Here is a 5,660-nt window from a genome sequence, read left to right as displayed (position 1 = left end):
GAAGCGAGGGGCGGGATTCTTCGGAATCCCGCCCCTCGCTCTGTCTGTGCCGTGACCTCAGAGCATGCTCTTGGTGTGCCAGACGGTCTTGGTCTCGGTGAAGGCGAGGATGCGCTGCAGGCTGGGAGCGGCGGCGTCCGGCCCCGGCTCGGGGCGCAGCACGCGGGCGAGCGCATCGGCCGCCGCGGCTTCGAGGGCCGCCCAGTCGAGACCGCCGGCTCCGACCAGATCGACAGCGTTCACATCGGCGTGCGATGCGAGCCACGGGGCGATCTCGGTCGGCGAGCCGGTGAGCACGTTGACGACGCCGGCCGGCACATCGCTGGTGGCGAGGACCTCGGCGAAGCTGATCGCCGACAGTGGAAACCGCTCGCTCGCGATGACGACGACCGTGTTGCCGGCGACGAGCGCGGGAGCGACGGCCGAGACGAGGCCGAGCAGCGCGGAATCCTGTGGTGCGACGATCGCGACGACGCCGACCGGCTCGGGCGTGGAGAGGTTGAAGTAGGGGCCTGCGACGGGATTGCCGGACCCGGCGACCTGCGCGAACTTGTCCGTCCAGCCCGCGTACCAGACCCAGCGGTCGATCGCGGCCTCGACCTGCTGCACGGCAGCCGCACGGGTCACGCCCTGCGCCGCGACGATCTCATCGGCGAACTGGCCCTTGCGGCCCTCGAGGACCTCGGCGACGCGGTAGAGCACCTGGCCGCGGTTGTAGGCGGTCGCGCCCGACCAGCCGGCGACGGCGCCGCGTGCGGCGACGACCGCGTCGCGGGCGTCCTTGCGCGAGGCGAGCGCGGCGTTGGCTAGGAATCCGCCGTCCGCCGCCGTGACCTCCCAGGTGCGACCCGACTCGCTGCGCGGGAAGGCTCCTGCAATGAAGAGCTTGTAGGTCTTGGGCACGGCGAGGCGCGTCACTTCTTGGCCGCCTTTCGGACGGTGCGCGGAGGGATGGGCGGCTTCGCCACGACGGGCAGCGCCCGCTGCGGCGCCGGAGCGTCGGCCGACTGGAGGTAGGCGAGCAGGCCCTGGCGGCCGCCCTCGCGGCCGTAGCCGGACTCGCGGTAGCCGCCGAACGGGCTCGCCGGGTCGAAGCGGTTGAAGGTGTTCGCCCAGACGACCCCCGCGCGCAGCTTGTCGGCGACGGCGAGCACGCGGCTGCCCTTATCGCTCCAGATGCCGGCCGACAGGCCGTACGGCGTGTTGTTCGCCTTGGCGATCGCCTCCTCCGGGGTGCGGAAGGTGAGCACCGAGAGCACCGGGCCGAAGATCTCCTCGCGGGCGATGCGGTGGGTCTGCTCGACGCCGGTGAAGATCGTCGGCGCGAACCAGAAGCCCTTCGTGGGCAGGTCGACCGGGCAGGACCAGCCTTCGGCGCCCTCGGCGGCGCCGATCCGCGCATACTCGCTGATCCGCTTCAACTGCTCGGCGGAGTTGATGGCGCCGACATCGGTGTTCTTGTCGAGGGGATCGCCGACGCGCAGCGTCGCGAGGCGCACCTTGAGCCGCTCGACGACCTCGTCGTGGATGCTCTCCTGCACGAGCAGGCGGCTGCCCGCGCAGCAGACGTGCCCCTGGTTGAAGAAGGCGCCGTTCACGATGCCCTCGATCGCCTGGTCGATGGGCGCGTCGTCGAAGACGATGTTCGCGCCCTTCCCGCCCAGCTCGAGGGTGAGCCGCTTCGGCGTGCCGGCGACGGCCTTCGCGATCTCGCGGCCGACGGCGGTGGAGCCGGTGAACGCGACCTTGTCGACGCCGGGGTGGGCGACGAGCAGGCGGCCGGTCTCGCCGTCGCCGGTGACGATGTTGACGACGCCCGCGGGCAGCTCCGCCTGCTGCACGATCTCGGCGAAGATCAGCGCGGTCAGCGGAGTCGTCTCGGCCGGCTTGAGCACGACGGTGTTGCCCGCCGCGAGGGCCGGGGCGATCTTCCAGGCGAGCATGAGCAGCGGGAAGTTCCAGGGGATGACCTGGGCGGCGACCCCGAGCGGGCGGGGTGCGGCGCCCAGGCCGGCGTGGTCGAGCTTGTCGGCCCAGCCGGCGTAGTAGAAGAACCAGGCCGCGACGAGCGGCACATCGACATCGCGCGACTCGCGGATGGGCTTGCCGTTGTCGAGGCTCTCGGCGACAGCGAGCTCGCGGGCGCGCTCCTGCACGAGACGCGCGATGCGGAAGAGGTACTTGGCTCGGTCGCTGCCACTGAGGCGCGACCAGGTGCGGTCGTAGGCCGAGCGCGCGGCCGCGACGGCGGCATCCACATCGGCTTCGTTCGCCGACGAGATGCGGGCGATCACCTTCTCGGTCGACGGCGAGATGGTGTCGAACGCCGTGCCGCGGCCGGGCTGGAAGTCGCCGCCGATGAAGAGCCCGTACTCCTTCCTGAGGTGCAGGATGGCGGCGGATTCCGGGGCCGGTGCGTAGTCGAGGAAATCTGTCATGTGTCAGTCCACCGAGATGTAGGTCGGGCTCAGGTAACGGCCGGATGCCATGCGCTGTCGTTGCAGCAGCACGTCGTTGAGCAGGCTCGAGGCGCCGAAGCGGAACAGGCGCGGGTCGAGCCAGCGCTCCCCCGCCACCTCGGCGACGGCGACGAGGTAGCGCAGCGCGTCCTTGCTGGCGCGGATGCCGCCGGCCGGTTTGACGCCGACCTCGAGTCCGGTGAGCCGGTGCCAGTCGCGCACGACCTCGAGCATCGAGACGGTCACGGGGAGCGTCGCCGCCGGTGAGATCTTGCCCGTCGAGGTCTTGATGAAGTCGGCGCCGGCGAGGATGGCGAGCCACGAGGCGCGCCGGACATTGTCGTAGGTGACGAGTTCGCCGGTTTCGAGGATGACCTTGAGGCGGGCGCTCGTCCCGTCGGGGCGGCGGCAGGCCTCCTTGACGGCGGTGATCTCGTCGAAGACGAGCCCGAGGTCGCCGGCGAGGAAGGCCCCGCGGTCGATGACCATGTCGATCTCGTCGGCACCGGCGCTCACGGCATCCTGCACGTCGAGCAGTTTGACGCGGCGCGAGGCCCGGCCGCTGGGGAACGCGGTGGCGACGGCGGCGACCGCGACGGTGCCGCCGCGGCCGGTGTGTGCGTCGCCCAGCGCCTCGACTGCGACGCCGACGAGGTCGCCGTAGACGCAGACGGCGGCGGTCGAGGGGGTCGCCGGATCGCCGGGGTCGGGCCGCACCGCCTTGGCGGCGAGCGCCCGGACCCTGCCGGGCGTGTCCGAGCCCTCGAGAGTGGTGAGGTCGATGAGGGACACGACGAGGTCGAGAGCGGCACGCTTGGACTCCGTCTTGATCGACCGCGTCGCGAAGGCGGCCGCGCGGGCCTCCAGCCCGACCGCGTCGACGCCGGGGATTCCGTGGAGGAAGCGCCCCAGGGTGGCGTCGGTGAGTTCGCCGCCGACGACGCGGCGCGCCAGCTCGCTGCTGGTCAGAGTGGGCATGGTTCCAGGCTAAGGCGTCTCGGCGAGCAGCGCGGCGACCTCCGCGACGTCGGCGCGCATCTGCGCGATGAGCGCAGGAATGCCCGCGAAGGCGACGTTGTCGCGGATGCGCTTCACGAACGACACCTCGATGACATGGCCGTAGAGGTCGATCGTCTCGCCGATGACGTGGGCCTCGACCTGCCGCTGCGGCACGCCCTCGAAGGTCGGGTTGTTGCCGACGGAGATCGCGGCGGGGTGGCGCACTCCGGCGTCGAAGAGCCAGCCCGCATAGACGCCGTCGGCGGGGATCAGACCCTCGGCGTCGGGAGCGAAATTGGCGGTCGGGAACCCCAGTTCGCGGCCGCGTCGCGCGCCCGGCACGACCTCGCCGCGCAGCGTCGGCAGGTGGCCGAGCATGGCGCTAGCGCCCTCGATGTCGCCCGCGACGAGAAGCGCGCGGATCCGCGTCGACGAGACGCGCTCGCCCGTCCCGGCCCGCTGGTCGTCGACGAGGATGACGCGGAAGCCGTGCCGCTCGCCGAGCGCGCGCAGCATGTCGACGTCGCCGGCATTGGCGCGCCCGAAGCGGAAATCGCTTCCGACGAGGACGAGATGGGCGTGCAGCGCATCGACGAGCACGCCGGTGACGAAGTCCTCCGGGCTGAGCGCGGCGAGCTCCTCGTCGAAGTGCAGCACGAGGGTGGCATCCATGCCGGTGCCCGCCAGCAGTTCGAGCTTCTGGTCGAGGCTCACCAGCGACGGCGGGCACCTGTCCGGGGCGAGAACCGCGAGCGGATTGCGGTCGAAGGTGACGACCGTCGCGGCGAGCGAGTGCTCGCGGGACACGCGCAGCACCTCGGCCATCACCGCGCGGTGGCCGAGGTGCACGCCGTCGAACTTGCCGATCGTCACGGCGCTCGGACCGAAGTCCGGCTCCACCTCGGCGGGGTCGCGGTAGATCTTCATCGGGCGACCGCCCGGACCGGATGCCGCCGCAGCCACCACATGCCCGCGAGCGGCAGCACCGCCGGGACGAACCAGTAGCCCTGGCCGAAGACCGTCCACACCGTGGACGTGTCGCCGAAGGCGTTGCCGGAACCGGTACCGAGCGCATCCGGGGACAGGGTCGTGATGAATCCCACGATGAGAACCCCCGCGAATTCCACGCACACCGTCACCCAGGCGACGCGGTACCAGACGCCGCGATGGATGATGAGCGCGACCATCGCGACGATGTAGACGACCGCGGAGCCGGCCGAGATGGTGATCGCGGCGGGTGCCTTGCCGAAATGGTCGACGATCTGGAAGATGCTGCGGCCGAGCGCGGCCATGACGAGCACGGCATAGACCGCGACGAGGACGACGAGGACGCCGACCCTGCCCACCGCTGGCGCCGCCGCGGCCAGGCGGTCGGTGACGGAACGACGCGGTTCGCTCATAGCCCTACAAGTCTAAGTTGCGCGGGTCATGCGCCCTGGACGAACCAGATGATGCCCATGCGGTAGAGCATGACCGCGACGGCGAGGCCGATGGCCCCGAGCACGACGACGCTCCAGCGGGAGCGGTCGATGAGCGCCCAACCCATGCCGATGAGCGGCAGCAGCAGGGCGCCGACGAGATACATCCAGTACTCGAGCAGACTGCCCGAGGGCGGATTGCCCGCGAGCGGCGCGACGATCGCGACGACGACCTGCACTATGAGCTCGAGGGCGACGAGCGCGATCGCACCCATGACGAGATCGTTCGGGGTGCGGCCGAGGAAGCCGGCGATGAGGCACAGCAGGCCCGCCGCGAGCGCGGTGGCGAGCTCGACGTCGAGGAGCCAGTGGATCATGCGCCGGCCTCGACGGGGAATCCGGTCGTGACCCGGGCGATGCCGCCCGCGACCGCGACGAGAGCGACGAGGCGGCCGTCCGCGGCGATCGCGGCGTAGTCGCCGTCGGCCTGCCCGCCCACTCCGATCCTCTTGCCGTGGCCGAGGTCGACGGCCTGCTGCGCGTCGAGCTCGAGCCGTGGGAACACCGCGCCCGCCGCCTCCGCCGGTGTGAGCGCGTCGCGCACCGCATCGAGCGTCTCGAGGTCGTGAGCGGCGCCGACGGCGAACGGCCCCACCCGGGTGCGGCGCAGCCGCGTGAGGTGGCCGCCGACGCCGAGCCCGGCACCGAGATCGCGGGCGAGGGCGCGGATGTAGGTGCCCGACGAGCAGACGACCTTGACCTCGAGATCGACAGCGGTCGCGGA

At 71.5% G+C, this 5,660-nt stretch carries 6 protein-coding genes and 1 pseudogene; all 7 read right to left on the bottom strand.

Translation table 11 applies throughout. From position 1 onward, the window contains the following. Positions 1 to 57 precede the first annotated feature (57 nt). Positions 58 to 918, bottom strand: coding sequence for an aldehyde dehydrogenase family protein (locus M7D61_RS05165; protein ID WP_298228265.1), 861 nt, complete (start codon positions 916 to 918; stop codon positions 58 to 60). Further along, a complete protein-coding gene (locus M7D61_RS05160) occupies positions 915 to 2,438 on the bottom strand; it encodes an aldehyde dehydrogenase family protein (protein WP_298228263.1) in 1,524 nt (507 codons plus the stop codon). Before M7D61_RS05160 ends, M7D61_RS05165 begins: the two co-directional genes overlap by 4 nt. 3 nt (positions 2,439 to 2,441) lie before the next feature. Further along, positions 2,442 to 3,437, bottom strand: a complete 996-nt coding sequence (deoC, locus tag M7D61_RS05155) for a deoxyribose-phosphate aldolase (RefSeq protein WP_298228261.1) — start codon at positions 3,435 to 3,437, stop codon at positions 2,442 to 2,444. 9 nt (positions 3,438 to 3,446) lie between these two features. Continuing rightward, positions 3,447 to 4,385 carry a bifunctional riboflavin kinase/FAD synthetase gene (locus tag M7D61_RS05150; RefSeq protein WP_298228259.1) on the bottom strand — a complete coding sequence of 313 codons (939 nt, stop codon included), beginning with the start codon at positions 4,383 to 4,385 and terminating at the stop codon, positions 3,447 to 3,449. Continuing rightward, on the bottom strand, positions 4,382 to 4,858 hold the full coding sequence (locus M7D61_RS05145; RefSeq protein ID WP_298228257.1) for a hypothetical protein: 477 nt from the start codon (positions 4,856 to 4,858) through the stop codon (positions 4,382 to 4,384). The genes M7D61_RS05150 and M7D61_RS05145 overlap by 4 nt, the downstream gene beginning before the upstream one ends. 26 nt (positions 4,859 to 4,884) lie before the next feature. Further along, positions 4,885 to 5,253, bottom strand: a complete 369-nt coding sequence (locus tag M7D61_RS05140) for a hypothetical protein (RefSeq protein WP_298228255.1) — start codon at positions 5,251 to 5,253, stop codon at positions 4,885 to 4,887. Continuing rightward, positions 5,250 to 5,660 (bottom strand): annotated as a pseudogene (locus M7D61_RS05135) (tRNA pseudouridine(55) synthase TruB); the annotation flags it as partial. The gene M7D61_RS05140 and the pseudogene M7D61_RS05135, both read right to left, overlap by 4 nt.

The organism is Gryllotalpicola sp. (assembly GCF_027352875.1).
Taxonomy (GTDB): Bacteria; Actinomycetota; Actinomycetes; order Actinomycetales; family Microbacteriaceae; genus Gryllotalpicola.
This window is presented reverse-complemented; position numbering and strand designations above follow the sequence as displayed.